Origin of the sequence: Tropicibacter oceani (genome assembly GCF_029958925.1) — a bacterium.
Taxonomy (GTDB): domain Bacteria; phylum Pseudomonadota; class Alphaproteobacteria; order Rhodobacterales; family Rhodobacteraceae; genus Pacificoceanicola; species Pacificoceanicola oceani.
Genome location: NZ_CP124616.1, coordinates 1,996,351 through 2,018,829, shown reverse-complemented (window position 1 = coordinate 2,018,829; position 22,479 = coordinate 1,996,351). Strand labels below are relative to the sequence as shown.

The following is a 22,479-nucleotide window of genomic DNA, read 5'->3' as shown; positions in this document are numbered from 1 at the left end:
TTGGCCCGGCACGGGCGCGAAAGTCGCGACATGAAAACGCCGCCCGCGGGCAAAACCCGGGGCGGCGGTCGCTTGTCTGGTCAGCCGGGGCAGCGCCCGGCCGGATTCACGAATGGCAGCGCTGACGCGATGCTCAGTTGTTCTTGCAGATACCCGGCGTGAGATCGTCACAGACGACCCCCGCGACGCCGCCAACGGCCGCGCCTGCGGCGACGTTGTTCCCGGTTGCGGCCGCCGTTGCGGCGCCCGCGCCTGCCCCGATGAGGCCGCGCTCAAGGTCGGTGCCTTCGCAGGCGACAAGCCCGGCACAGGCCACAAGGGCAAGGGTGATGCTTTTGATGCGCATGACGTAATCTCCGATGTCTGCTCGGCCGCACGGTGCGACGCGGTCCATCTGGCCAACGTCGCCCGGCGGTCAATTGTTCCCCGCGATACGGGCCGCGGGTTCTGAATAAGGGTGCCGGACGGGCCGCGAAGGGACAGGCAGCGCCGTCCGGCAAGGGATGGGTCACGGGTGCTGACGCACAAAGGCGGCTTGGGGGACACACGTGATGCAGCCAGATTGCCCGGCTTTGCTTGCCTCGCAAGAGGCAAGAGCCATGCGCCAGACCCATAGGCCTTTTCTTGCGCAAACAGGGGGGAAATCGGCAAGAACATGCTTAACGCCCGTCCTCGAAAATCTCGGGAAAGGACCGGCGCGCGGCCTCTTCGTCGATGACCAGCAGCGCGTCATAGCTTTCGGGGTCAAAGGGTTCCTCGGCGGGCAGCACTTCGCGGCCGAACAGCCAGGACAGGCGCCCGGCATCCAGGTTGCCACGCTCGAACGGCTGATCGCCGAAATGCGTCCAAAGCGCCGCCATGAAACCGGCATCGGCGCGTTTGTCGGCCGGACGGCGGTCGCGATAGCGTTCGCGCTCGACAAGCGGCGTCACCCCCTTGGGGTTGGCACGGCGCAGGGTGAACTGGAAATCGGTGCCGGTCAGGCGCCCGGGAAAGCCGCGGTGCTTCAGCATGCCCCGCCCTCCTGAGTTGAGAAAGACGGGAATGACAGGCCGCGCCGCAGAATGCTTTGGATCGGGGCGGGCCAGCGCGCAGGGTGTCCTGTGCCGAAACCGGCGCCAGGCAACAGCGAGGCGGGCGTCCAGGACGCCCGCCCCGTTTTTGGTTTACTTGTACTTGCCGGTGTAGACGGGCTCGACGCTGATCGGCTCGGGGTCGACCACGACGTACTCTTCTTCTTGCTGACCGCCACAAGCCGAAAGGCCTGCAACAAAACCCAGCATGGCAAGAAGCTTGATGCTCTTGGACATCTCTTACTCCTGTCAAATTCAACAAGGCCTGCAAGGCGATCCTGCCCCATCAGACCCCATTTCGAGGTAACGATTGCTTGGGTGCAATCGACGCTGAGGATACCTGTGAGCGATTTGAAAAGATACGATCCGCCAAGCAAGATATGGCGCTGTGACGGGAAAGCCTCAGAAACTTGTCCACATGAGAGTCGCGCCGCAAGATATTGTGTTTTCATCAAAAAGGTTCCCATATGCAGAGGTCGTTTTTGATGCTGAAACTCTCGAAAAACTGTGTGACGCCGGGGGTCATGACGCCGAATTCGACCGGCTGCGCCATCAGCGTGATCACGATGCGGGCCGCTTGTGGGCCGGTTTCGTCCAGCCGCGTCATGGCAAATTCGTTGCACAGAAAGTCCATGTCGGCCGCCACCGCCTGGTAATCGGCACCGCCCTCGGCGATCTGCGGCGCGACAAAGCGAAAGCGATAGGTCGCGCCCGCGTCCTGCGCGTCCAGGATCACATCGTGATAGGCCACGGACAGGCCCGACGGCACGGCAACCGGTTCGGATGCATGGGCACGGCTGGTCGGTGAAACGGCAAGAACAAGTGCCAGAAATGACGCGCAGCCCCAGCCCCACGATGTGGGTCCTCCCGCCAGGGCCGCGCATGTCCCGGGCGCACCCGGGCTGGTAATCCTGTGGCGCGCGATCATGCCGCGGCCTTTCGCGCCCATGTCAGCCAACGGTCGCGATGCGCCGGGCTGTCAAGAAGCGCCTGAATGTCGACGGCCATCCGGGGCGGGATCGGCTGGCCGGGCATGATTCGCCCCCCCGCCAAGACCAAGGCCCCAGTCTCCGTCGCGTCAACTTGTACCACTGGTGAAAACCCGCGCAAGTGCTGAAATGCGCGCCAAAGATCCTGCCGGACCTGTTGCGCCAGACGCCCCCGCCGCACGGCAGGAAAGGCAGCACTGGCCATCACGTCGAACCGTGGCGGCCACTGCCGGGACAGGACATAACGGACCGGGCCACGCGCCTCGTACCACCCGCCCCGAAGGGCGCGCGGCACTTGCCCTTCCGGGCTGGCAAGGGGGGTGATCCGATCCGGCGTCATGGTCACTTACAGCGGAATGTTGTCGTGCTTTTTCCACGGGTTCTTCAGTTGTTTGCCACGCAGCATGGCAAAGGCCCGCGCGACCCGCTTGCGGGTCGATTTCGGCTGGATCACCTCGTCGATAAAGCCGCGCTCGGCCGCCACAAAGGGGTTGGCAAAGCGGTCTTCGTACTGCTTGGTATGCGCCGCGATCTTGTCGGCGTCGCCCAAATCGGCGCGGTGGATGATCTCGGTCGCGCCCTTGGCCCCCATCACCGCGATTTCCGCCGTCGGCCAGGCATAGTTCAGATCGCCCCGCAGGTGCTTGGACGCCATGACGTCATAGGCGCCGCCATAGGCCTTGCGCGTGATGACCGTGACCTTGGGCACCGTCGCCTCGCCATAGGCGAACAGCAGCTTGGCGCCGTGCTTGATCACACCGCCATATTCCTGCGAGGTGCCGGGCAGGAAGCCGGGAACATCGACGAAAGTCAGGATCGGAATTTCAAAGGCATCGCAGAACCGCACGAACCGCGCCGCCTTGCGCGACGAGTCGATGTCGAGGCATCCGGCCAGAACCATCGGCTGGTTGGCCACAACGCCCACGGTCTGCCCTTCAAGGCGGATGAACCCGGTGATGATGTTCTTGGCAAAGTTTTCCTGGATCTCGTAGAAATCGCCCTCGTCCGCGACCTTCAGGATCAGTTCCTTCATGTCGTAGGGGGTGTTGGCGTTTTCCGGGATGATCGTATCAAGGCTGCTTTCGATCCGGTCGACATCGTCGAAAAACGGCCGCACGGGCGGCTTTTCGCGGTTGTTCAGCGGCAGGAAATCGACAAGGCGGCGGACCTCGGCCAGCGCCTCGACGTCGTTTTCAAAGGCGCCATCGGCGACCGAGGATTTTTTCGTATGTGTCGACGCACCGCCCAGTTCCTCGGCGGTGACATGTTCGTTGGTCACGGTCTTGACCACGTCAGGGCCGGTCACGAACATATAAGAGGAATCCTTCACCATGAAGATGAAGTCCGTCATGGCCGGCGAATAGACCGCCCCGCCCGCGCAGGGCCCCATGATCACGGAAATCTGCGGCACCACGCCCGAGGCCATGATGTTGCGCTGGAAAATCTCGGCATAGCCCGCCAGGGCGTCGACGCCTTCCTGGATGCGGGCACCGCCACTGTCGTTCAAGCCGATCACAGGCGCGCCGTTCTGCACCGCCATATCCATGACCTTGCAGATCTTTTGCGCATGGGTCGCCGAAACCGACCCGCCCAGAACCGTGAAGTCCTGAGAGAAGACATAGACCATGCGGCCGTTGATCGTGCCCCAGCCGGTGACGACACCATCGCCATAGGGGCGGTTGTCCTCCATGCCGAAGTCGGTGCACCGATGGGCCACGAACATGTCGTATTCCTCGAAGCTGCCTTCGTCCAACAGCAGTTCGATCCGCTCGCGTGCGGTCAGCTTGCCCTTGGCGTGCTGCGCGTCGATCCGCTTTTGTCCGCCGCCCAACTTTGCGCTTGTCCGGCGATCATGCAATTCTGCAAGAATGTCTTTCATCGTCCATCCCTTCCGTTTGCCGCGAAAATACTGACCAAACCCCGGCACTCAAGGGTTTCTTGGCAAATTTGCAAATTTTGAAAATATTTGCATTTGCATAATGCAAACTGGCAAATTCCGCCGCAAGGCCCTGCATGCAATGGACAATGGCAAATCTCGGGCGTACCGATTGGACATGCAAAGCCCCAAGAACGCGCAATTTCTTGATCGCGCCACCCCGCCTCATATTGTCACACTGATCCTGATGTCCGGCATGTCGGCGCTGGTGATGAACATCTTCATCCCCAGCCTGCCTGCCATGACACGGGCCTTTGACACCGAATATGCCATCATGCAGCTGGCCGTCGCGGGGTATCTTGCGATGAATGCGGTGATGCAGCTGTTCATCGGTCCGATCTCGGACAAGCTGGGCCGCCGGCCGGTGATTCTGGGTGGCACGGCGATCTTCTGCCTGGCAACCATCGGCTGCATCTTTGCACAGAATGTCACGGTTTTCCTGGCTTTCCGGATGCTGCAAAGCATGATCGTGGTCGCCATGGTGCTCAGCCGCGCGGTGGTGCGCGACATGTATCCCCCGGACGAGGCAGCATCGCGCATCGGCTATGTCACCATGGGCATGGCCATCGTTCCCATGATCAGCCCCGCCATCGGCGGCGCGTTGGCCGAGGTCTTTGGCTGGCAGGCGAATTTCTGGCTGATGCTGTTCCTGGGGCTGGGGATGTTCTGGCTGGTCTGGCGCGACCTGGGCGAAACGGCGACCAAAAGCACGCTCAGCCTGGCCCGCCAGTTCGGCGAATACCCCGAGTTGTTCCGCAGCCCGCGGTTCTGGGGCTATGCGCTGGCCTGTGCCTTTTCCTCGGGGGCGTTCTTTGCCTATGTCGGCGGCGCGGCCTTTGTCGGCACGCAGGTCTTTGGCCTGACCCCGACGCAACTGGGGTTCTACTTTGGTGCCCCGGCGATCGGCTATGCGGTGGGCAACTTTGTGTCCGGGCGGTATTCCGTGCGGATCGGGATCAACCGGATGGTGCTGTCCGGCGGGCTGATCGTCACCGGCGGCATGTTTGCGCTGTTGCTGGTATTCTGGGCCGGCTTGGGCAGCGCGCTCAGCTTTTTCGGCTTCATGACGCTGGTGGGGCTGGGCAACGGCATGACCATTCCCAACGCGACATCCGGCATGATGTCGGTGCGCCCGCACCTGGCGGGCACCGCCAGCGGGCTGGGCGGCGCGATCATGATCGGCGGCGGCGCGGCCTTGTCGGCGCTGGCGGGCACCTTGCTGCAACCGGGCAGCGGCGCATGGCCCCTGCTTTGGATGATGTTCCTGTCTGGCGCGGCCTCGGTCGTGGCGACGCTATTGGTGATCGCCCGGGCGCAGCGCATGCAGGGGCTGGACGCGGACTGACTTCCCTGCAAAGTTGCGAGAGCAATTTCGCAAAGGTGCAAAGATGGCCCCCCAGAAACTGTACGCCGGTGCCAAGCTGCGCGACATCCGCACAAGGCTTGGCCTGACGCAAAAGGATTTCGCGTCCAAGCTGGGCGTGTCCCTGCCCTATCTGAACCAGATGGAGAACAACAACCGCCCGGTGTCGACAACAGTGGTGCTGGCACTGGCGCAGGAATTCGGCTTTGACGTGACCGAACTGGGCCAGGGTGACAGCGAACGGCTGGTGTCCGACATGCGCGAGGCACTGGCCGATCCGGTCTTTGCCGAGGCCGCGCCGCAACTGGCCGATCTGCGGCTGACCGCGTCGAACGCCCCGGCGCTGGCCCGTGCCTTTCTGACCCTGCACCGCGCCTATCGCCAGACTCACGAAAGGCTGGCCTCGCTGGACGAGGCGCTGGGACGCGAAGGCGCGCAGCTGCAACCCAGCCCCTGGGAAGAGGTGCGCGATTTCTTTCACTACTGCGACAACTACATCGACCCGGTGGACCGCGCGGCCGAGAATTTCGCCCAGCTCAAGGGCGGCGAAAGCGACATCCGCGCCGCCGCGATCAACCGGCTGTCGCAATCGGGGATCGCCGTGCGCAAGGCCCGAGAAGCGCCCCTGCGCAGCTTTGATGCAGAGCGGCAGGAACTGACGCTGTCGTCGCTGGCGCCGCTGGAAACCCAGACCTTTCAACTGCTGGTGCAGGTCGCCCTGCTGCGGCAGAACCAGCTGCTGGACGCGACGCTGGATCTGGCCCGGTTCCAGTCGGACGAAGCGCGCGCCATCGCCAAGCTGGGCCTTGCCAACTATTTCGCAGGCGCCGCCATGATGCCCTACAAGGCCTTTCTCGAGGCGGCGCAGGACACCCGGCACGACCTTGAATTGCTGGCCGCACGCTTTGGCGCCTCGATCGAGCAGGTGGCGCACCGCCTGTCCACCCTGCAACGCCCCGGCGCCAAGGGCGTGCCGTTCTTTTTCGTGCGGGTCGATCAGGCCGGAACCATCACCAAGCGCCACAGCGCCACACGACTGCAATTCGCCCGCTTTGGCGGCGCCTGCCCGCTGTGGAACGTGCACCGCGCCTTTGAAACGCCGGGGCGGTTCCTGCGCCAGCTGGCGGAAACCCCGGACGGGGTGCGCTATATCAGCCTTGCGCGCGACGTGTCGAAAACCGGTGGCCATTTCGGCGCACCGGTGCGCCGCTATGCCATCGCTCTGGGCTGCGAAGTGCGCCACGGCGCCGGACTGGTCTATGCGGACGATCTGGATTTCACCCGCGCCAGCGCCTTTGAACCGATCGGCATTTCCTGCCGGATCTGCGAGCGCACGGGCTGTCACCAACGCTCGGTCCCGCCTTTGGAAAAGCGGCTGTCGATCAACCCCTCGCGGCGCGACACCCTGCCCTACAAGCTGGAGTGACCTCTCAGGCCAGCGCCTGGTCGACCGGCCAACGCCGGGCCAGATCGCGCATCAGCGCGCGGTCGTGGTCGTCCAGCGGACCGCTGGCCCAGGGACGAAACCGCAGGCGAAAGGCCACCAAAACAGCGTCCTGGTCGCCGTCTTCCCAAGTATAGCCAAAGCTTCGCGCGTCCTGCCAGAAATCGCCCGGCGTTTTGGCGACAGGCCAGACCGACAGACCCTGCCGCGCCAGACGCTGCCAGTCAAAGCGCGCACCAGGGTCGAACTTGCGCCCGATGGCCGTATCGGAATGGCCAACAACCATTTGCGGCGCAATCGACCAGCGCGCGCAGATCCCACGCAACAGCGCTTCGACCACAGCCATCTGCGGTTCGGGAAAAGGGTGACTGCCGGTATTGGCGATCTCGATGCCGACCGACCGGGAATTCACGTCCGGCACGCCGCCCCAGGCCCCGGCGCCCGCATGCCAGGCCCGCGCGCCTTCGCAGACCAGCTGCCACAGCTGGCCATCCTCGGCCACCACGTAATGGGCAGACACCTCTGCTTCGGGATTGCACAGCCAGTCGCGCGCGCGGGTGGCGCTGGTCATGGCCGTGTAATGCAGAACCACCATGTCCGGCGTCAGCCCCCCGCGCCGTTCGCCGCAGTTCGGCGACGACCAGGGCGTGGCGGTTAGCTCTCCGATCAAGGGATCAGCCGTTTCGGGCCGCCCGGAACGGCGCAGGATCCCAGGAACAGGCAAAGCCGTCGCCATCGGGGTCCATCCCCTTGCGGTCCTTTTCAGGCCCGCCCAGCGCCAGGAAATCCTCTTGTGCCAGATCGCCCGAGGTATAGGCCTCGCAGGCCTTCTGATAGCGCGCCTCGGCGCGGAAGCTGGACCGGCTGTACAGCGCAACCCCCTTGGGGTTGGTGGTGCGCAGGGCAAATTCGACGATGTTGGGCTGGTTGGTGCCCGGCCGGGTCGGAAGGTCGGTCGGGGCGATCACCTCGTACTGGGCGCGGTTCTGCGCGATCAGTGCGGCGTCGTCCTGGATGTCGCGCTGTGCCGACACCGCCGAAAAATCGTTTTCGTCCGAAATGCCGACCGAATTGGTCACGACCTGCGGCACGCTGGTCCCGCCATCCACAGGTGCGGGATCCCCGTCCAGCACCGCGCGCGCGGCGGTTTCCGCATCGGTCGCCAGCGGCGCGCCCTGCACGTCCACAGGCCCCGGCACCGTCGTCGGGCGCGCGTTGTTGATCAGCGCTGCCTCGCGCCGCGCCTGGTAGTCGGCATAGTTGCCAAAGCCGACGCCGCGCCCGGTATCGGGCACGCCCGCCGCGCTGTCAGGCACCGAAGGGGAACAGGCCGCAAGCGCAAGCGCCGCCGCGAAACCACAAAATACATACCGCATGATCAGACTGCCTCGTGCAATTCAGGCCGCGTTTACCACCATTTCGCAGGCTTGGCCACAAAGCCCGCAGCCTGCTCAAGCGCATAGGCGGTATTCAGCAGATCGCCCTCTTCCCAGGGGCGGCCGATCAGTTGCAGCCCCAGGGGCAGCCCCTGCTTGTCGACACCTGCGGGAATGGCGATGCCCGGAAGCCCGGCCAGGTTGACGGTGACGGTAAAGACGTCGTTCAGGTACATCTGCACCGGATCGGCATCCTTCATCTCGCCCAGACCAAAGGCGGCCGAAGGCGTCGCAGGCGTCAGTATCGCGTCGACCCCCTGCGCAAAGACATCCTCGAAATCCTTCTTGATCAGCGTCCGCACCTTGCGCGCCCGGTTGTAATAGGCGTCGTAGAAACCCGCCGACAGCACATAGGTGCCGACCATCACGCGGCGCTGGACCTCGTGGCCAAAGCCTTCGGCGCGGGTCTTTTCGTACATCTCGGTGATGCCGTCACCGTGGCTCAGCTTGGCGCGGTGGCCATAGCGCACGCCGTCATAGCGCGCCAGGTTAGACGACGCCTCGGCGGGGGCGATCACGTAATAGGTCGGCAGGGCGTACTTGGTATGCGGCAGGCTGATGTCGACGATTTTCGCGCCCGCATCCTGCAACATCTTGCGCCCCTCGGTCCAAAGCGCCTCGATCTCGTCCGGCATGCCGTCCATGTGGTATTCGCGCGGAATGCCGATGGTCTTACCCTTGATGTCGCCGGTCAGCATCGCTTCGAAATCCGGCACGGCCAGATCGGCGCTGGTGCTGTCCTTGGGGTCATGGCCGCACATCGCCTGCAGCATGATCGCCGCGTCGCGCACGTCCTTGGTCATCGGTCCCGCCTGATCCAGCGACGAGGCAAAGGCCACGATGCCCCAGCGCGAACAGCGCCCATAGGTCGGCTTGATCCCGGTGATACCGGTAAAGGCCGCGGGCTGGCGGATCGACCCGCCGGTGTCGGTGCCGGTCGCCGCCAGACACAGATCCGCCGCAACGGCGCTGGCCGATCCGCCGGACGATCCACCAGGCGTCAGCGCCGTGTCGTCATTGCCGCGCCGCCAGGGGTTCACGGCATTGCCATAGCACGAGGTCTCGTTCGACGACCCCATGGCGAATTCGTCCATGTTCAACTTGCCCAGCATGACCGCACCGGCATCGAACAGCTGGCTGGTCACGGTCGATTCGTACTCGGGCTTGAACCCCCCAAGGATGTTCGAGGCCGCCTGGCTGGGAACCCCCTTGGTGCAGAACAGATCCTTGATGCCCAAGGGAATGCCGCACATGGCCGGCGCATCCCCGGCCTTGATCCGGGCATCGGCCGCCTTGGCCTGCTCCAACGCGATCTCGGGGGTGTTGTGGACAAAGGCATTCAGCGCGCCGGCGCCTTCGATGGCGGACAGGCAGGCCTCGGTCAACTGCTGACTGGTCACATCGCCCGCACGCATCGCATCGCGCGCCTCGGCGATCTTCATCTTGCTCAGATCGGACATCATTCCACCACCTTCGGCACGGCAAAGAACCCCTCGCGGGCGTCAGGCGCGTTCGACAAGACCGCAGCCTGCTGGTTGCCGTCAGTCACACCATCCTGGCGGCGCTTCAACCGCATCGGCGTGACCGAGGTCATCGGCTCCACACCCTCAACATCCACCTCGTTCAACTGTTCGATGAACCCGAGGATATCGTTGAATTCCTGCGCCAGCGCGGGCAGAGCGTCGTCTTCCACCTTGATGCGGGCCAGCTTGGCCACGCGGGCGGCGGTCTCCTTGTCGATCGACATGCGAAGGGCCTCTTTGCTTGAGATTTGCCCCGGCTTTAGCGCCCCGCGCGCCAACCCGCAAGCATATGGCACGGCAAAGCCGCGCAGATTGCCAACCTCGCGCCCCTTTGCGCTTCTTCTTGGCACAAATACTCCGGGGGTGAATGGCCGCAGGCCAGAGGGGGCTGGCCCCCTCCCCCGCTCTGGACCCTTGCCGCGAACCTGTTAGTCTTTTTCCCAAGACACCAACCAGACACACCAAGGAGAATGACCATGAACATCCTCTGGCTGGGCCACGGCTCGTTCCGGATCGAAATCGGCGATCAGATCCTGCTGGTCGATCCCTGGCTGAACGGCAATCCGATGATGGAAGGGCAGGACAAGGACGCCGCCATCGCCGGTGCAACCCACATCCTGGTCACCCACGGCCATTTTGATCACACCGCCGATATCGTCGAGATCAGCCAGAAAACTGGCGCGCCGGTCTCGGCAATCTACGAGCTGGCCCAATACCTGTACGCAAAGGGCGCGACCGAAGGCCACGCCTTCAACAAGGGCGGCACCATCCCCCTTGGCACTGTCACCGCCAGCCTGGTCCCCGCCTCGCATTCCTCGTCGATCAGTGTCGATGACAAACCGATGTACACCGGGATGGAGTGCGGTTTCATGATCTCGGGCGAAGGCAAGACGGTCTATGTCTCGGGCGACACCGACATCATGGCCGACATGGACTGGATGGGGGATTTCTACAAACCCGACATCGGCATCCTGTCGGCGGGCGGCTATTACACCATGGACATGAAAGGCGCGGCCTATGCCGCCAAACGCTATTTCGACTTCAAGACCGTGATCCCCTGCCACTACCGCACCTTCCCGGCGCTGGAACAATCGGCCAGCGCGCTGGCCGAGGGGCTGCCCCGCGTCGCGGTGATCGAACCGCAGGTGATGCAGCCAATCAGCCTTTGACCCGGCGCGACGGTGAATGGATTTTTCGTCGAAAAATCCATTCACCCTCAAGGGGCCGCATCACCCCCTGTGGCGCCGCCCGGTGTCACGGGATCATCGCCCCCTTGCGATCAAAGGTGGCGGTATCGGCGGTCAGATCGTCATAGGTGATCTCTATCTTGATGGTTTCGACAAAGCCCAAAGGATAGCTGCGGTAGATCGAGGTCGGATCATCGATCAGGGCATTGGGCGCATTGCTGTCCTCGTGGCAGGGCTCCATCGGCCATTCCTCCAGCGCACCGCCGTTCAGGCTGACCTCGATCGCCACAAGACCGCAGCGCCAGGACAACAGATGCGTCAGGTAAACCAGGTCCTGGCCGTCATATTCGCGCACCGCCACCCAGTTGGCCCGCGTCATCTCGAGGATCGGTCTGACTTCGGTCGCGGTGGTGAACCGGCCTGTCGGCACCTGGCTTTCCGCCTGATACTTCGGCGCCTCGGCCGCGCCGGACGGATCGCCGCCCTGCCCCGCCTGCATGCTGGCGCCGCCGCCAGGGGCCGGGGCCTGCGCCTCGGCGGTTTCGGGCGCTTGGCCCGCCTTGTCACCGCCCAGCCCGATGGCCAGCAGAATCAGAAAAACATCCAGCAAAAGTCACCTCCTAGAAATCAGACCAGTTGGCGCTTTTGACCCGCGCCGATCCCGCCTATAGTGCCGGAAAAGCGGCAGCAGGCAGACCCAGAATGGCACGAAAACCGGCGAAATCACAGACCGTGAATGTCCTGATCGTCGGCCAGGCCGGCCGCCTGCAATACGAGGCGCTGCTGTTCGCCGCCTCGCTTGCGCAAAGCGGCAGTGACAAACGGTTTCGTCTTTTCGTCGCCGAACCCCAGCCGTCGGCGCTTTGGCCGAATGATCCGCGCATCAAGGATGCGCAGCTGCGCGAATTGCTAGGCAGCCTGAACGCCACGCTCCTGCCCTTTGAAAACCGGCACTTCGGCGCCGATTACCCCTATGGCAACAAGATCGAGGCGCTGTTTGCCCTGCCCAAGGGCGAACCCTTTGTCTTTTTCGATACCGACACGCTGATCCTGGACGACCTGGGCAAGGTGCCCTTTGACTTTGACCGGCCAACGGCCTCTTTGCGGCGGGAAAACACCTGGCCGCAGCTGGAAATCTATGGCCCCGGCTACGGCCAGATCTGGAAATCGCTCTACGATCGCTTTGGGCTGGATTACGAAAGCTCGCTGGACCGCGCGCAGCCCGATGAATACTGGCGCCGCTATCTTTATTTCAACGCGGGCTTCTTTTTTTACAAATGCCCGCATGCCTTCGGGCAGCGGTTCCTGGACTATGCGCTGGAAATCCGCGACGACGCCCCCGAGGAACTGGCCCTGCAATCGCTGGACCCCTGGCTGGACCAGGTCGCCCTGCCGCTGGTGATCCATTCGCTGGGCGGCGGGCGCGATACCCTGCCCCCGGGGCTTCTGGATGGCAGCGTGTCATGCCACTACCGCACCCTGCCGCTGCTTTTCGCGCGCGAGGATCAGGCCACCGTCGACTATCTGCATCAGATCGCCGCGCCCAACCGCATCAAGAAGGTGCTCAAGACCTACGAGCCGTTCAAACGCCTGATCTACCAGAACCGCGGCGACAAGGTGCGCGCGCTGTTCGATCAGGACGACCTGCCCGCCCAGGAAAAGGCCATCCGCAACAAGATCAAGCGCGAAGGCTTCTGGTTGCGATAGGCGCAGGTCGATGGCCGTGGTATCCTGATCCCAGCGGACAGGAGGAAACGCCATGGCCAAGGCTGTGACCGTGCTGGTGGGCACGACCAAGGGATTGTTTCTGCTGCGCTCGGACGAGGATCGCCAGACATGGCGCACCCTTGGCCCGCTGTGCGGCGGATGGGGCATCAACCACGCCATCGGCGATCCGGACAGCGGTACGATCTGGGCCGCCGGCGGGGGGGATTTCTTTGGCGCGGGGGTCTGGCGGTCAACCGATGGCGGCGACAGCTGGAGCCTGTCGAAACTGGCCGATGGCCAGATCGACGAATGGGTCCGCAACGACCCCGAGGCCGCCAGGATGATGGGCGTGGCCCCCTCCGACCCTGCCCCCTTCAGCGGCGAGCTTGAAGCGCTGTGGTCGCTGGGGCGCGCCGGCGGCAGGCTGTACGCTGGCGGCAAGCCGGGAATGCTGTATTCCAGCGCCGACGCAGGCCAGACATGGGACCGCGTCGAGGGCATCACCAACCACCCCAGCCGCGACACCTGGAACCCCGGCGCCGCGGGCATGACATTGCACACCTTTGTTGCCCCGCCGAACAACCCGGGCCGGATGTGGATCGCGATTTCCGCCGCAGGGGTCCTTGCCAGCGAAGACGGCGGCGTGACATGGGACAGGCGCAACCGGCTGTCCAACGCCGAGGCCTGCGGCCATCACCACCACCCCGCCGCGCCGCGCGATGGGGAAACCGGGCATTGCGTGCACAACATGGTGCATGCGGGCGGCGACGGCGACACGCTGTACCAGCAGAACCACCACGGTGTGTTCCGGTCCCGCGATGGCGGGCGCAGTTGGGACGACGTGACCGATGGCCTGCCCTCGACCTTTGGGTTTCCAATCGCGGTGCATCCGGGCAAGCCCGACACGCTTTGGACCTTTCCGCTCAATGGCGACACGCAGGGGCGGTTTCCGCCCGGGGCCGCGGCGGCTGTCTGGCGGTCGCGCGATGGCGGCGACAGCTGGCAGGCCTGCCGCGATGGCCTGCCGCAGGAAAACTGTTTCTTCACCGTGCTGCGTCAGGCCATGGCCGTGGACACCGCGCCCCGGCCGGGGCTGTATTTCGGAACCAACTCGGGGTCGGTCTTTGCCAGCCTCGACGAAGGCGACAGCTGGAGCGAGATCGCGCGCCACCTGCCCACCGTGCTGTGCGTCGAGACGTTGCACGCCTAGGACAAGGCGTGCAGCCGTCCATCATTGAAGACAAAGGCCGGGCGCGGCTGTGCATCGCCCGGGGCAAAACGGTACACCATGTCCGATTGCGGGTGCGGCTCGCTCAGGCGGATCGACATCCAGTGTTCCAGCACGGCAAGGCTGTCGGCACCGCTGGCGGCGACGAAATCCACCGACTGCCGGGACGGCGCGGCCAGGTAGACCGGGCCGGTTTCCTGTGCCTGCATCACGTGGGCAATCACCACCGGTGCCAGCATCAGGCTGCTGCCCAGCCATTCGAAGCCGTCAATTTCCAGCGACATCAGCCCCTGGTCGGACTGGTACAGCGCCAGCCCGGTCAATGCTTCGGCAAAGTTTTCCTCGGCGGCGTCCCAGGCGTCGTCCGGGTCGATCCCGGCGGCTTGCAGCATCTCGTCGGTGACCATGGCCGTATGCGCGCCCTCATCCGAAATCAGCACCGCCACGCAATCGCCGGGCGCCGGGCGGGTCATCGGCGCCGCCCCGCTGTTGAGCGGAAAATCGCGGTGCCGCAGCCCGGGGTACAGCCGTTCGGCCGCGATCTCGGGGGTGCCTGCGGCGAGTTTCTTGACCATGTGGATAAAGTCGCGGATGCGCGCCTCGGCCTCGGGGCGGGGCAATTGGCCGACCAGCTCGGTCGCAAGGTTGCCCAGATGCACAACGCCCGGCTGCGCGCCGCTGCGATGCACCAGAAGGCGGTTGGGGTCCTCTTGTGCCGGGGTGATTTCGGCGCCCTTCAGGGCATCATGCAAACCCGCGATGACATGGGCGCGCAGCGCCTCGACCGTGGTAAAGGCGGGATCGGAAGGGCTGTGAAATCGGGTCATGGCACTCGTTTTGTTGTCTGCTTCTCCTGAACACCCTGCGCGGGGATTGCGGCGCTTGCATGACGGCAAATGCTCTTGTTCTGGGCAAAACCACCGCGAAAGACCGGCCCGCGGGCGGGAAACTGTTCCGGCTGGACGGCGCACGGCAGGAAAGCCATCTTTCCCTGCCCGGGGGCGATTGCCCGTCTGCACACAATGGCATACCCCTAGGGAAAGGTTAACATCGGGAGGATTCCATGACCGAAGGTCCCAGCTACGGCTTTGACACGCTGCAAATTCACGCGGGCGCACGCCCTGATCCGGCGACCGGCGCGCGCCAGACGCCGATCTACCAGACCACGGCCTATGTGTTCCGCGATGCCGAACACGCCGCCGCGCTTTTCAACCTGCAAGAGGTCGGGTACATCTATTCGCGCCTGACCAACCCCACCGTTGCGGTTTTGCAGGAACGCGTCGCCACGCTGGAAGGCGGCGTCGGGGCGGTCTGCTGTTCCTCGGGGCATGCGGCGCAGATCATGGCGCTGTTCCCGCTGATGGCGCCGGGCCGCAATATCGTGGTCTCGACGCGCCTATACGGCGGCTCGATCACCCAGTTCAGCCAGACCATCAAGCGCTTTGGCTGGTCGGCCAAATTCGTTGATTTCGACGATCTGGACGCCATCGCGGCGGCGATCGACGATGACACCCGCGCCGTGTTCTGTGAAAGCATCGCCAACCCCGGCGGCTATATCACCGATCTCGACGCCGTGGCCAAGGTGGCCGACAAGGCCGGCCTGCCGCTGATCGTCGACAACACCAGCGCCACGCCCTACCTGTGCCGCCCGATTGATCACGGCGCGACGCTGGTGGTGCATTCGATGACCAAATACCTGACCGGCAACGGCACCGTCACCGGCGGCGTGGTGGTCGACAGCGGCAAGTTCGACTGGTCCGCCAGCGACAAGTTCCCGTCGCTCAGCGCGCCCGAGCCCGCCTATCACGGCCTGAAGTTCCACGAGACCTTCGGCCCGCTGGCCTTTACCTTCCACGGTATCGCCATCGGGTTGCGTGATCTGGGCATGACGTTGAACCCGCAGGCGGCACATTACACGCTGATGGGCATCGAAACCCTGAGCCTGCGCATGCAGCGCCACGTGGAAAACGCCAACCGCATCGCCAGCTGGCTGGAAAACCACCCGGCGGTGGATCAGGTGACCTATGCCGGCCTGCCCTCGTCGCCCTATAACGACCGCGTCGCGCGGATCTGCCCCAATGGCGCGGGCGGGTTGTTCACCGTGGCACTGAAGTCGGGCTATGAAGGCTGCGTCAAACTGGTGGATTCGCTGGAAATCTTTAGCCACGTGGCCAACCTTGGCGACACCCGCAGCCTGGTGATCCACTCGGCCAGCACCACCCACCGCCAGCTGACCGAAGAACAGCAGATCGCGGCGGGTGCGGCCCCCAACGTGGTGCGCATTTCCATCGGCATCGAAGACGCCGACGACCTGATCGCCGATCTGGATCAGGCGCTGGCCAAGGCCTCGGCCTGAGCAAGGACAGGGGGCGGGCCGCGGCCTGCCCCCTTTTTTTTCGCGCGGCTACTGCGCGATTTCAAAGACCATTGTCACCTGGCCGCGCAGGCTGATCTCGCCGACGGCGATGGGAACGCTGCGCGCCTCCATCATCGCGATGGGCATGTCGCGCGCCATCACCATCGGGCTGGCGGCATCGGTGATCGTCACCACTCGCCCCAGCGCCACCCCAGCCGCTTCGGAATACAACTGCGCCTTGGCCATGGCATCGCGCACCGACAGTTTGCGCGCCTCGTCCTGAAGCGGGCGCGGGTCCTGGATGTCAAAGCTCAGCCCTGACAGGCTGTTGGCGCCATCGTCCAGCGCCGCCTGCAGCACATCCCCCAGCGCGTCCAGATCCCGCACCCGCACCGTCAGCATGTTCGACGCCTCATAACCGGCAAGCTCGCGCCCACCGCTGAGCGAGCTGTTGTCCCACCGTTCGTCCAGCCGCAGCGCGCTGGTCTGGATGTCACGCGCCGCGATCCCCATTTCGGACAACCGCGCGATGATCGCGTCCAGCGCCTCCGAGGTCTTGTTCATCGCGCCGATCGCGGTTTCGTCCTGCGCCTGCGCGCCAAGGGTAACGACGGCCATGTCGGGCACGGCGACGACCTCGGCCTCGCCTGAAACGGTGATGGTGCGCGGGGCCTCTGCGCTGGCAGCGCCGCTCAGGGCGGGCGCGACAAATACAAGGGCGGCAATCAGGGCAAGCGAACGCATGACAAACTCCTGTCTGTGGTTTCGCGCATCCAACGCCCATCGGCCGAATCCTGCAAGGCCATGTCACGGCTTTTCTTTTCCTCGGCAAAAGCTTGCTCTATACTGGGACGAAACAAGAATATGACTCCAACCGCCACGGCAGGCCTGCTAGAGACCGCCCATGACACCGAATTTTGCGCTTTCCCTTTCGTTCGAAGGCATCACGCTGCTGCGTCACATGGGTGGCGTCTGGGCCAGAATTGCCGACGTGGCCCTGGACACGCCCGACCTTGAAAGCGCCGTCATCGGACTGCGCGAACAGGCGCTGGCCCTTGATCCTGACGGCGGCAAGGTTGCCCTGATCATCCCGAACGAGCAGATCCGCTATCTGGATACACCCGATCCGGGCGGCGATGCCGGCGCGCGTGAAACCGCCATTCGCGCGGCCCTGGACGGGGCGACACCCTATGCGGTCGACGATCTGGTCTTTGACTACGCGCAGGATCGCGGGCGGCTTCTGGTTGCGGCCGTGGCCCGCGAAACCCTGGACGAGGCCGAAGGTTTTGCAGGCCAGCATGGATTCAGCGGCGTGTCCTTTGCCGCCATCGCGCCTGTCGATTCCTTCAAGGGCGCGGTGCATTTCGGCAAGGTCAAAGGCTGGAAAGGCCGGGTCAAACGCCTACCCGAGGCAATCCTGGTGGTCCCCGCCGACGACGCGGCCCTGACACCCGTTCAACCCGAACCGGCCGTGCCGCCGAAACCGGCAGAGCCTCCGCAAGCGCCGGCACAGGCCGAAGCACCAGAACCGGCCGCCCAGCCCGAGGCCCCCGCTCAGCCCGAACCGCAAGACCTGCCCGAGGCCGCAAGCGCGCAGCCCGAGCCTGAGCAAGCCCCCGAAACCCCAATCGTCGCCGACAAGGCCAAGGACGCGCCCGAACAGCCGCAACCTGACGCCGCGCCGCAGTTCGAATTCTCGCTGCCCGATCCCGTGCCCGAGCCCGAGAAACCGGCCCCAATGGCCGCGCCCCAGCAGCCCGCGCCCGCCGCCGAGGCCCCCGACCCCAAGCCCGCCGCGACCAGCGATGCCGCACCGGCAAAATCGCCCGATCCCGCACCGGCCGCCAAGGCCCCGGACGAGGCCGATCTTGGCGCGAACCTGTATTTCTCGACCATCCGCGCGGCGCTTGCTGCCGACGACGCCCCCACCCCCGAGGCACCCCGCCCCGAGGTCAAGGCCCGCTTTACGCCGCTGGTCGAACCGCAAACCCCGGCAAAACCCGAAGCCCCGGACGAGGCCTCCAAGCCCGCCCCGGCACCGGTCAACCCGGCGCCCGCCGTCGCGCCCAAATCCACCGTGCCGCCCAAGCCCGTGGATGGCCCGAAGATCGGCGGCATCCCCGCGCAGCCGCCCGGCGCAAAGGAACTGACCGCACGCGAGCGCGCTGTCGCCCTGGCGGCCCGGACCCCGGAAACAGAATCCTCTGACGCTCCGGCATTGCCCGGCGCTCCGCAGCGCCGTTTTACCCCGGCGCGCACGCCGGACGCCGCGATCAAGGATGCGGCCGTCACCTCGGGGCGGATCGAAACCGACGACGACGCCCCCCGCAAGGGCGGCGCGATGGGCGCAGCCATGCGCTTTCTCTCGGGTCGCAAGAAAGACGACCCGAAACCAGAGGCCAAACCCGCGGCGACGCCGGCCATCGCCGCGCCGTCGCCCAAACCCGTCCTGCCCAAGGCCCCGGTTGCCCCGCAGGCGCCCGCGCTGTCCGGATCGCCCCAGCCTTCGCAGCCCGCTGCAGCCAAGCCCGACACCCTTTCGGCCAAGGCGATGGGCGCCATGGCCGCGATGCGCGGCGCATCCCTGAACAAACCCGCCCCTGCCCCCGAACCGCAGACCGTGGCAACACCGGCGGCAAAGCCCGCTGGCATGCTGGGCCGCATCGCGTCGTTCCGTGCCGGCAAGGGCGAAAAACTGGGCGAAACGCCCGCCAAGCCCGCGTCCAAGGCTTTGACCAAGCCCATCGGCAAGCCCGCAGCAGGCGGCGCCGCCGTCCTGTCGCGCGAAGACGAAGCCGCGCGCATGACCATCTTTGGCGCGCGCAACCAGCCAGTCGGCGGCAAGCCGCGTTTCCTGGGGCTGATGCTGACCGCCGCCCTGCTGTTGTTCCTGGCCGGTGTCGCGGCCTGGGCCTCGGTCTTCCTGCAGGACGGGCTTGCCAGCCTGTTCCGCAAGGACCCGGCCCAGACCGAAGCCATCGCCAGCCTGGACCCAGCCGCCCAGAGCGGAGCCTCTGCCGCGCTCGATCCGAACGACGACGCCGGGGACGAAGAAGAAGACATCCAGCTTGCCGCGCTGGAAGCGACGCCGGACGCGGGCCAAACCGCCCCGGCGCTGGCGCAGCCCGCCGCACCGCAGACCCTGACGCCGGAACAGGCCGCCGCGACCTATGCGGCGACAGGCATCTGGCAGCGGGCGCCCTCGGCGCCGCTGACCCCGCCCGAGGACAACGTGGACGAGGTCTATGCTGTCTCCATCGACCCGGACGTCCAGGAACTGGATGCCATCGCCCTGCCCAACCCGCTGAACTTGCCGCAGGAACCCGGCCTGGCCGATCCGGGCCTGCCGCCACCGGCCGGAATGGTCTTTGACTTTGACGAGCGCGGGTTGGTGCGCGCCACCCCCGAGGGCGCGCTGACCCCCGAGGGGCTACGCATCTTTACCGGCCTGCCGCCGGCCGTTCCGCCCCTGCGGGCCGCCGCGCCTGCCCCGCAACCCGTCGATCCGGGCAGCCCTGCCGCCACCGGCAGCGATGCCAACCCGCTATCGCGGGTGCGCCCGGAAACCCGCCCGGATGACATCATCGAACAACGCGAACGCGCCACCCAGACCGGGATCTCGCGGACCGAACTGGCCGGGCTGCGCCCGGTTCGCCGCCCGCAAGGCTTGCAGGAACAGGCCGAGGTTGCGGAACCGGACCGCCCTGCGACCGAGCAGGCCGTGCAGGCCTCGCTTGTGCCCGTGACGCGCCCGCGCAACATGAGCGCCCTGGTCGAGCGCGCCGAACGCCGCCAGGAACAGCAGGAACAACAAGAGGTCCGCACCGCCTCGGCCGCCGCCGTGGCCCCGCGTACGGTGCAGCCCAGCGGGTCGACCGGTGGCAGCGTCGCCCAGGCCGCCACGGTGCGCAACGCCATCAACCTGGGCAAGGTCAGCCTTGTCGGCATCTTCGGCACCCCCTCCAACCGCCGCGCGCTGGTGCGCCTGCCCTCGGGCGCCTACAAAAAGGTCAAGATCGGCGACAGCGTCGATGGCGGCCGCGTTGCCGCAATCGGCGAATCCGAACTGCGCTACGTCAAAAGCGGCCGCAACGTCGTATTGAAAATGCCGCGCGGCTAACATCCCTACGTCTATCCGCGTACAAAAAAGCCCGGCGACTGCACCGGGCTTTTTGTTTGTCCTGTGGCAGGATCATTCGGCTGCCGACAGCTCTCCGCTGGCGATCTGCTCTCGCTCGATGGATTCGAACAGCGCCTTGAAGTTGCCCTCGCCGAAGCCGTCATCGCCCTTGCGCTGGATGAACTCGAAAAAGATCGGCCCGATCACCGTTTTGGAAAAGATCTGCAACAGGATCCTGGTTTCGCCGCCATCGACCACGCCTTCGCCGTCAATCAGGATGCCATGTTTTTTCATCCGGTCCACCGGTTCCTGGTGGCCGGTGACTCGGTCGAACGACAGCGCGTAATAGGCATCCGGCGGCCCCGGCATGAACTTCAGCCCGTTGTCCGCGATCTTGTCGGTGGCGTCATAGATGTCCCGCGCGCCCACGGCGATGTGCTGAATGCCCTCACCCTTGTATTTCTTCAGATAGGCGACGATCTGGCCGGTCTCACCGCGATCTTCGTTGATCGGAATCCGGATGCGCCCACAGGGCGAGGTCAACGCGCGGCTGAACAGCCCCGTGAACTTGCCCTCGATGTCAAAGAACCGGATTTCGCGGAAATTGAACAGCGTGCCATAGAACTGGAACCACTTGTCCATATTGCCCTTGAACACGTTGTGCGTCAGGTGATCCAGGTAGTAAAAGCCGACGCCGCGCGGTTTGCTCTGCTCGATCCAGGTGAACTCCTCGTTATAGGGCGAGGTGTCGTAATACTGGTCGGTGAAATACAGCAGGCTGCCGCCGATGCCCTTGATCGCCGGCCAGTCCACGGTCCTGTCCTTGCCCTCATAGGGCTCGGCGCCCATCTTGACCGCATGGTCAAAGGCCTTTTGCGCATCGACCACCCGCCAGGCCATCGACGGCGCGCAGGGGCCGTGTTCATCGACAAAGCGCGCGGCAAAACTGCCCGGTTCGGCGTTCAGCACATAGGTGATGTCGCCCTGCTGCCAAAGCTCGACCTTCTTGGTCTTGTGGTTGGCCACATGGGCATAGCCCATCCGGGTAAACAGATCGCGCAGCTCTTGCGGGTCGGGATGGGCGAATTCGACAAATTCAAAGCCATCGGTCCCGGCGGGGTTCTCGGCGGTGATCTTCGACTGCGGGGCGTCGTGCGGGAAAGGGCCCATGATATTCCTCCTGTTTGCGCGTGTGATGCACAAGATACCCCAATCCTCGCGCAATCTGCGCGCATATCGGCCCGATCAATCCAATTGAACGCGCGAAACCCGCGTGATACACAATCTCCATGCAACAATCCCGCACGCAACTTGATGCCACCGACCGCGCCCTGCTGACCGCGCTGCAAAAGAACGCCCAGGCCACGGCGCAGGACCTGTCCGAATCCCTGAACCTGTCGGCCAGCCAGATCGGCCGCCGCCGCCAACGCCTCGAAGAAAGCGGCCTGATCCAGGGCTACCGCGCCCGACTTGACCCGGCGCGCCTTGGCCTCGACGTGCAAGCCTTCATCCAGGTGCAACTGGCCAGCCACGGCGCCCAGCAGGGCGCCAGCTTCACCCGCCTGCTGACCACCCGATCCGAGATCACCTCGGCCTGGACCATGACCGGCGAAGCCGACTATCTGCTGCGCGTCTACTGCCCCGATCTTGCGGCCCTGAACCGGCTGATCCATGACGTCCTTCTGGCGCACCCTTCGGTCTCCCGCGTCCACAGCCAGATCGTCATGGACCAGCCCAAAAAGGACGCGCCGCTACCGGTCGATTGACCGCCTGCTTCCTCTTGCCCCAAATATCCCGGGGGTGAGGCCGCAGGCCGAGGGGGCAGAGCCCCCTGCTCCGTTTCAAGTCAAAATGAACACCCTGCCACCGGTCGCGAAAGACGGGGCTTTCGCGGAACCGGGCGCGTCCGGAATGTCAACGGTGCGGGCTGGTGATCCTTTCGCTTTGCGAAAAGACACCCTTGCCCACCGGTCGCGAAAGACGGGGCTTTCGCGGAACCGGATGCGTCCGGAATGTCAACGGTGCGGGCTGGTGATCCTTTCGCTTTGCGAAAAGACACCCTTGCCCACCGGTCGCGAAAGACGGGGCTTTCGCGGAACCGGATGCGTCCGGAATGT

Annotated in this window: 21 protein-coding genes; 8 read left to right on the top strand and 13 right to left on the bottom strand. The window is 65.0% G+C overall.

Annotation, left to right across the window (positions count from 1 at the left end; translation table 11 throughout):
- Nucleotides 1–133: 133 nt before the first annotated feature.
- The 5 genes from QF118_RS09770 to QF118_RS09750 form a co-directional block, all read right to left on the bottom strand.
- The gene (locus QF118_RS09770) at nucleotides 134–346 is read right to left on the bottom strand and encodes a hypothetical protein (RefSeq protein ID WP_282298877.1); all 213 of its coding nucleotides are present in this window, start codon (nucleotides 344–346) and stop codon (nucleotides 134–136) included.
- Between the two features lie 313 nt (nucleotides 347–659).
- Entirely contained in the window at nucleotides 660–1,013 is a 354-nt protein-coding gene (locus QF118_RS09765; protein WP_282298876.1) for a hypothetical protein, read from the bottom strand.
- A gap of 153 nt (nucleotides 1,014–1,166) precedes the next feature.
- Nucleotides 1,167–1,310: a hypothetical protein gene (locus tag QF118_RS09760; RefSeq protein ID WP_282298875.1), complete on the bottom strand. Its 144-nt coding sequence runs from the start codon at nucleotides 1,308–1,310 to the stop codon at nucleotides 1,167–1,169.
- A 214-nt stretch (nucleotides 1,311–1,524) separates the two neighbouring features.
- Nucleotides 1,525–2,001, bottom strand: coding sequence for a DUF6497 family protein (locus QF118_RS09755; protein ID WP_394357088.1), 477 nt, complete (start codon nucleotides 1,999–2,001; stop codon nucleotides 1,525–1,527).
- Between the two features lie 407 nt (nucleotides 2,002–2,408).
- Nucleotides 2,409–3,941, bottom strand: a complete 1,533-nt coding sequence (locus QF118_RS09750; RefSeq protein WP_282298874.1) for an acyl-CoA carboxylase subunit beta — start codon at nucleotides 3,939–3,941, stop codon at nucleotides 2,409–2,411.
- A 175-nt stretch (nucleotides 3,942–4,116) separates the two neighbouring features.
- On the opposite strand from QF118_RS09750, the gene QF118_RS09745 reads away from it, so the two are divergent.
- Nucleotides 4,117–5,343, top strand: a complete 1,227-nt coding sequence (locus QF118_RS09745) for a multidrug effflux MFS transporter (protein ID WP_282298873.1) — start codon at nucleotides 4,117–4,119, stop codon at nucleotides 5,341–5,343.
- A 43-nt stretch (nucleotides 5,344–5,386) separates the two neighbouring features.
- A complete protein-coding gene (locus QF118_RS09740) occupies nucleotides 5,387–6,787 on the top strand; it encodes a helix-turn-helix domain-containing protein (RefSeq protein ID WP_282298872.1) in 1,401 nt (466 codons plus the stop codon).
- A 4-nt stretch (nucleotides 6,788–6,791) separates the two neighbouring features.
- On the opposite strand, the gene QF118_RS09735 is transcribed toward QF118_RS09740, so the two are convergent.
- The 4 genes from QF118_RS09735 to gatC form a co-directional block, all read right to left on the bottom strand.
- Nucleotides 6,792–7,400, bottom strand: coding sequence for an N-acetylmuramoyl-L-alanine amidase (locus QF118_RS09735; RefSeq protein ID WP_282302446.1), 609 nt, complete (start codon nucleotides 7,398–7,400; stop codon nucleotides 6,792–6,794).
- A 79-nt stretch (nucleotides 7,401–7,479) separates the two neighbouring features.
- Nucleotides 7,480–8,181, bottom strand: a complete 702-nt coding sequence (locus QF118_RS09730) for a hypothetical protein (RefSeq protein ID WP_282298871.1) — start codon at nucleotides 8,179–8,181, stop codon at nucleotides 7,480–7,482.
- A 32-nt stretch (nucleotides 8,182–8,213) separates the two neighbouring features.
- Nucleotides 8,214–9,701, bottom strand: a complete 1,488-nt coding sequence (gatA, locus tag QF118_RS09725; protein WP_282302445.1) for an Asp-tRNA(Asn)/Glu-tRNA(Gln) amidotransferase subunit GatA — start codon at nucleotides 9,699–9,701, stop codon at nucleotides 8,214–8,216.
- Nucleotides 9,701–9,988, bottom strand: a complete 288-nt coding sequence (gatC, locus tag QF118_RS09720; RefSeq protein WP_282298870.1) for an Asp-tRNA(Asn)/Glu-tRNA(Gln) amidotransferase subunit GatC — start codon at nucleotides 9,986–9,988, stop codon at nucleotides 9,701–9,703. Before gatC ends, gatA begins: the two co-directional genes overlap by 1 nt.
- 252 nt (nucleotides 9,989–10,240) lie before the next feature.
- Here gatC and QF118_RS09715 point away from each other — a divergent pair, with 252 nt between their 5' ends.
- Nucleotides 10,241–10,933, top strand: a complete 693-nt coding sequence (locus QF118_RS09715) for a metal-dependent hydrolase (protein ID WP_282302444.1) — start codon at nucleotides 10,241–10,243, stop codon at nucleotides 10,931–10,933.
- A gap of 85 nt (nucleotides 10,934–11,018) precedes the next feature.
- On the opposite strand, the gene QF118_RS09710 is transcribed toward QF118_RS09715, so the two are convergent.
- Nucleotides 11,019–11,561, bottom strand: a complete 543-nt coding sequence (locus QF118_RS09710; RefSeq protein WP_282298869.1) for a hypothetical protein — start codon at nucleotides 11,559–11,561, stop codon at nucleotides 11,019–11,021.
- Nucleotides 11,562–11,653: 92 nt separating this feature from the next.
- Here QF118_RS09710 and QF118_RS09705 point away from each other — a divergent pair, with 92 nt between their 5' ends.
- Nucleotides 11,654–12,658: a GT-B fold glycosyltransferase domain-containing protein gene (locus tag QF118_RS09705; protein WP_282298868.1), complete on the top strand. Its 1,005-nt coding sequence runs from the start codon at nucleotides 11,654–11,656 to the stop codon at nucleotides 12,656–12,658.
- A 52-nt stretch (nucleotides 12,659–12,710) separates the two neighbouring features.
- Nucleotides 12,711–13,868 carry a WD40/YVTN/BNR-like repeat-containing protein gene (locus tag QF118_RS09700; RefSeq protein ID WP_282298867.1) on the top strand — a complete coding sequence of 386 codons (1,158 nt, stop codon included), beginning with the start codon at nucleotides 12,711–12,713 and terminating at the stop codon, nucleotides 13,866–13,868.
- On the opposite strand, the gene QF118_RS09695 is transcribed toward QF118_RS09700, so the two are convergent.
- The gene (locus QF118_RS09695; protein ID WP_282298866.1) at nucleotides 13,865–14,713 is read right to left on the bottom strand and encodes a DUF1444 domain-containing protein; all 849 of its coding nucleotides are present in this window, start codon (nucleotides 14,711–14,713) and stop codon (nucleotides 13,865–13,867) included. The two genes, QF118_RS09700 and QF118_RS09695, sit on opposite strands and share 4 nt — an antisense overlap.
- A 236-nt stretch (nucleotides 14,714–14,949) precedes the next feature.
- Here QF118_RS09695 and QF118_RS09690 point away from each other — a divergent pair, with 236 nt between their 5' ends.
- Nucleotides 14,950–16,242, top strand: coding sequence for an O-acetylhomoserine aminocarboxypropyltransferase/cysteine synthase family protein (locus QF118_RS09690; protein ID WP_282298865.1), 1,293 nt, complete (start codon nucleotides 14,950–14,952; stop codon nucleotides 16,240–16,242).
- Nucleotides 16,243–16,290: 48 nt separating this feature from the next.
- Here the strand turns inward: QF118_RS09690 and QF118_RS09685 are convergent, their stop codons facing one another.
- Nucleotides 16,291–16,986 (bottom strand): SIMPL domain-containing protein, encoded by a 696-nt coding sequence (locus tag QF118_RS09685; protein ID WP_282298864.1) that lies wholly within the window; start codon nucleotides 16,984–16,986, stop codon nucleotides 16,291–16,293.
- 160 nt (nucleotides 16,987–17,146) lie between these two features.
- On the opposite strand from QF118_RS09685, the gene QF118_RS09680 reads away from it, so the two are divergent.
- Nucleotides 17,147–20,362: a hypothetical protein gene (locus tag QF118_RS09680; RefSeq protein ID WP_282298863.1), complete on the top strand. Its 3,216-nt coding sequence runs from the start codon at nucleotides 17,147–17,149 to the stop codon at nucleotides 20,360–20,362.
- Nucleotides 20,363–20,434: 72 nt separating this feature from the next.
- Here the strand turns inward: QF118_RS09680 and hppD are convergent, their stop codons facing one another.
- Nucleotides 20,435–21,532 (bottom strand): 4-hydroxyphenylpyruvate dioxygenase, encoded by a 1,098-nt coding sequence (gene hppD / locus QF118_RS09675; RefSeq protein ID WP_282298862.1) that lies wholly within the window; start codon nucleotides 21,530–21,532, stop codon nucleotides 20,435–20,437.
- A 119-nt stretch (nucleotides 21,533–21,651) separates the two neighbouring features.
- Here hppD and QF118_RS09670 point away from each other — a divergent pair, with 119 nt between their 5' ends.
- Nucleotides 21,652–22,128 (top strand): Lrp/AsnC family transcriptional regulator, encoded by a 477-nt coding sequence (locus QF118_RS09670; RefSeq protein ID WP_282298861.1) that lies wholly within the window; start codon nucleotides 21,652–21,654, stop codon nucleotides 22,126–22,128.
- Nucleotides 22,129–22,479 lie beyond the last annotated feature (351 nt).

Bases quoted from the DNA above. Each gene is read 5' to 3' on its own strand.
- QF118_RS09770 (WP_282298877.1), bottom strand. From the start codon at position 346: ATGCGCATCAAAAGCATCACCCTTGCCCTTGTGGCCTGTGCCGGGCTT.
- QF118_RS09765 (WP_282298876.1), bottom strand. From the start codon at position 1,013: ATGCTGAAGCACCGCGGCTTTCCCGGGCGCCTGACCGGCACCGATTTC.
- QF118_RS09760 (WP_282298875.1), bottom strand. From the start codon at position 1,310: ATGTCCAAGAGCATCAAGCTTCTTGCCATGCTGGGTTTTGTTGCAGGC.
- QF118_RS09755 (WP_394357088.1), bottom strand. From the start codon at position 2,001: ATGATCGCGCGCCACAGGATTACCAGCCCGGGTGCGCCCGGGACATGC.
- QF118_RS09750 (WP_282298874.1), bottom strand. From the start codon at position 3,941: ATGAAAGACATTCTTGCAGAATTGCATGATCGCCGGACAAGCGCAAAG.
- QF118_RS09745 (WP_282298873.1), top strand. From the start codon at position 4,117: ATGCAAAGCCCCAAGAACGCGCAATTTCTTGATCGCGCCACCCCGCCT.
- QF118_RS09740 (WP_282298872.1), top strand. From the start codon at position 5,387: ATGGCCCCCCAGAAACTGTACGCCGGTGCCAAGCTGCGCGACATCCGC.
- QF118_RS09735 (WP_282302446.1), bottom strand. From the start codon at position 7,400: ATGGTGGTTCTGCATTACACGGCCATGACCAGCGCCACCCGCGCGCGC.
- QF118_RS09730 (WP_282298871.1), bottom strand. From the start codon at position 8,181: ATGCGGTATGTATTTTGTGGTTTCGCGGCGGCGCTTGCGCTTGCGGCC.
- gatA (WP_282302445.1), bottom strand. From the start codon at position 9,701: ATGTCCGATCTGAGCAAGATGAAGATCGCCGAGGCGCGCGATGCGATG.
- gatC (WP_282298870.1), bottom strand. From the start codon at position 9,988: ATGTCGATCGACAAGGAGACCGCCGCCCGCGTGGCCAAGCTGGCCCGC.
- QF118_RS09715 (WP_282302444.1), top strand. From the start codon at position 10,241: ATGAACATCCTCTGGCTGGGCCACGGCTCGTTCCGGATCGAAATCGGC.
- QF118_RS09705 (WP_282298868.1), top strand. From the start codon at position 11,654: ATGGCACGAAAACCGGCGAAATCACAGACCGTGAATGTCCTGATCGTC.
- QF118_RS09700 (WP_282298867.1), top strand. From the start codon at position 12,711: ATGGCCAAGGCTGTGACCGTGCTGGTGGGCACGACCAAGGGATTGTTT.
- QF118_RS09695 (WP_282298866.1), bottom strand. From the start codon at position 14,713: ATGACCCGATTTCACAGCCCTTCCGATCCCGCCTTTACCACGGTCGAG.
- QF118_RS09690 (WP_282298865.1), top strand. From the start codon at position 14,950: ATGACCGAAGGTCCCAGCTACGGCTTTGACACGCTGCAAATTCACGCG.
- QF118_RS09685 (WP_282298864.1), bottom strand. From the start codon at position 16,986: ATGCGTTCGCTTGCCCTGATTGCCGCCCTTGTATTTGTCGCGCCCGCC.
- QF118_RS09680 (WP_282298863.1), top strand. From the start codon at position 17,147: ATGACACCGAATTTTGCGCTTTCCCTTTCGTTCGAAGGCATCACGCTG.
- hppD (WP_282298862.1), bottom strand. From the start codon at position 21,532: ATGGGCCCTTTCCCGCACGACGCCCCGCAGTCGAAGATCACCGCCGAG.
- QF118_RS09670 (WP_282298861.1), top strand. From the start codon at position 21,652: ATGCAACAATCCCGCACGCAACTTGATGCCACCGACCGCGCCCTGCTG.